Here is a 2,853-nt window from a genome sequence, read left to right on the forward strand (position 1 = left end):
TAAGATCATGTTTGGGCACTTTAATCTCCTTTTGATCGCTAAATCAAGGAGTTAGTTTATACTAACTTGATTAAAGTGCCCCCTTAATTGTTGTAGACCCCTTTTTTAATTTGTTTATAATTGCTTTGGCCTCACTAGAACTCTCAATACAAGGTTCTGTCGCAAAAAAACCGTGAACTGGTTAGACTAAGCCCATTTCAAATGAATTTGGATATTTTATGATCAGCTTCAAGCAGCGGCACTTCAAAGACAGTGTTATTTTAATGCTGGTTCGTTGATATGTGGCTTATGCGTTGAGCTATCACGATATTGAAGAGTTAGCAGCAGAGCGGGGTTTAAAAGTAGACCATTCAACTATCAACCGTTGGGTGATTCGTTACGCCCCACAGCTAGAAGAAGCTTTTCGTCGGCGGCGTAAGCGTCCAGTTGGTGTATCATGGCGCATGGATGAAACCTATATTAAGGTCAAAGGGAAATGGGTTTATACCCGTAATCTTTCAAAATGCGTGATTTATGCTTTTTCTTTTTCGCCCTGCCGCATTTTAAAAAACTCGCAAGGGAATGAGCCATTACTCGCTTTTTAAAATGCGGCAGGACAAAAAATAAAGGCGCCTAAAAACACGCATTTTGAAAGATTACGGGTATATCTGTATCGCGCAGTCGACAAAGAAGGGCAAACTGTTGATTTCATGCTGTCAGAGAAGCGTGATGATCCTGCTGCATGGGCATTTTTCAACAAAGCGATCGACTCAAGTGGGCTGCCTGAAAAAGTTACGATGGATAAGAGTGGTGCCAATAAAGCCGGGGTCAACACAATCAATCTAGCGCTGGCTATGTTATGTATGTTTGGTGGATTGCCCTTGCAAATGACGGTAAGACAAATAAAATACCTCAACAACATCATTGAGCAAGGCCACCGGTTTGTGAAAAAAATCACTAATGGAATGCGGGGATTTAAAGCGTTTCATTCCGCAGAAGCCACATTATCAGGCATCGAGTTACACCACATGCTGCGTAAAAACCAGCATACGCACTCAAATGAGTTGACTATTTTTGAACAGTTTTATGCGCTTGTGGCATAAGCTCGCCCAGAATAAATCCGTTTGTCGCTCACGAAGGTTTTTGCGACAGAACCTTTTCCCGTGCATTAAGGCGCTAATGCGCACTACGTTTGGTGGATTTAATTATTACATGGGCAAAAATAGCTGCCTGTCACCCCATTGTAGTCGCTATTATTTGGGTTATTCCAGTTTGTTCCAGTTAAATTCTCCCAAAAACAAGTGCCAGGAGCAACAGAAACAGTTCCAATAAACGTTATATCTCCGGGAGATTCCTCTATTACGGGACCGGTATTTCCAAAAGCTGAGCATACATTTGAGGCGAGAGTTTCATTATTTTCAGGGCCAGGTTGTTGTAGTGTCAGCCCAGCACGGGTGCATACATCTGAGCACCGAAGAATTGTAGTAGAATTTATAATAGTTTCTTGTACCCAACATGCATTTGAACCGGACACAGTTTGTCCACCCGCAGCAGTACATGAAGCTCCATCTGAAAAATCCGCCGTATAATTTTGACAATTAAGTGGCGCATCGCCATTGGTGCAAAGCCTATAGGTTAATTGCCCATCACCTGTTATGGTCAACGTTTTTGGTTGCGAAGGGCTTACGGCAAAAAGGCAAAACCCACTGGATGTCGGCGTACAGTTTTGGTGACCTGGGTTTTGTAAGGTAAAGCCCGGTGATGTGATTTGAATGCCCGCGCTGGAGTAGAAAAAATTAACGTTAGGCTTGATGGTTAAGTTAGGCTTATTTGCGGTCACATCAAAAAGCAATCCCGTATTGGCTGCAAAGCTTACGGAGGTGATGAGTGATAACGTGAAACAAGTAATTTTTTTCATGTCCTTATATCCTTTTTAGGCAATCAATGTCAGGGTTAGCGCGTGTGCATCAGTATTTCCGGTTTTAAGATGATTTAAAACCTGAGGCCTTGGGTTTAGGTGGCCTTCATTTAAATAAAAGTATTTATATCCTACCTCAAGCGATTTATTGTTCCATACCTGATTTAATCGAAGCCCAATGCCTGCCATCGCACTTAATTTGACCTGAGTCTCCCCATGAAACGCCTGATTGGGAATGGTAACGCCCCCGTCTAAAGAGGTTTCTTGATAACCATGGGTTTTGATGAAATTAGGACCAACCCCCGCATCGACAACAAAGGATACGTGCTCGTCTTGTCTTTTCCAGGCCGCTTTGGCATTGGCATAGAGCGGTACGTTGGTGGTTTTGTATTGATAGCCTAAGTTTGGAAAGGTGCGCTCAAGATAAATGAGGCCATTAACGGTAGCAGGGCTTAAATAATAAACGCTGGTTCCGATGGCGACATCAATGGGTTGTGCTGAAAATGCATCAAAAAAATAACCGGCTCCGGCTAAAAAAACGGTGTCATTGTGTTGATTGACGGTATGGATGTTGCCAAAGGTGCTTTGGATATTAATCAGCTGTTCTTGGCCTTGATTGACATAAGCTCCGCCTAACGAAAGATTCAACTGCCCTTGAGGCAATTGATATGCGTGTGCGGGCATGGCAGAAAGCGCTATAAGGGCTGGCAAAAGAGGCTCAAATATCCGTTTCATAAAAACTCTCCTGGGTTAAAAAAGTGAAGTCCTTTATCTTACCAGAATTTTCATGCTAAATAATATTTTAATCAGGGCAAGATCACCAAAACCTTTTAAATAACTGGTAGTTATGATCAAATAGCGCCTTATTTGGAAATAAGGGGTTATTTAATGTCATGCAGTTTAATAGAACATTTTGATGGTTTACCTGATCCACGGGTAAGAGGCCGTACAGACTA

At 42.3% G+C, this 2,853-nt stretch carries 2 protein-coding genes and 2 pseudogenes; 2 read left to right on the forward strand and 2 right to left on the reverse strand.

Translation table 11 applies throughout. From position 1 onward, the window contains the following. Nucleotides 1-218: 218 nt before the first annotated feature. Both E1O47_RS11955 and E1O47_RS11960 read left to right on the forward strand, forming a co-directional pair. Nucleotides 219-479: pseudogene (locus E1O47_RS11955) on the forward strand (IS6 family transposase); the annotation flags it as partial. A gap of 162 nt (nt 480-641) precedes the next feature. Next, a pseudogene (locus E1O47_RS11960) lies at nt 642-1,082 on the forward strand (DDE-type integrase/transposase/recombinase); the annotation flags it as partial. Nucleotides 1,083-1,180: 98 nt separating this feature from the next. Here E1O47_RS11960 and E1O47_RS11965 read toward each other — a convergent pair. Together E1O47_RS11965 and E1O47_RS11970 are read right to left on the reverse strand one after the other, a co-directional pair. Continuing rightward, nucleotides 1,181-1,897 (reverse strand): hypothetical protein, encoded by a 717-nt coding sequence (locus E1O47_RS11965; protein WP_133131466.1) that lies wholly within the window; start codon nt 1,895-1,897, stop codon nt 1,181-1,183. Between the two features lie 15 nt (nt 1,898-1,912). Next, nucleotides 1,913-2,632 (reverse strand): outer membrane beta-barrel protein, encoded by a 720-nt coding sequence (locus E1O47_RS11970; protein WP_133131467.1) that lies wholly within the window; start codon nt 2,630-2,632, stop codon nt 1,913-1,915. Between the last annotated feature and the right edge of the window lie 221 nt (nt 2,633-2,853).

Source organism: Legionella yabuuchiae (assembly GCF_900640115.1).
Classification (GTDB): domain Bacteria; phylum Pseudomonadota; class Gammaproteobacteria; order Legionellales; family Legionellaceae; genus Legionella_A; species Legionella_A yabuuchiae.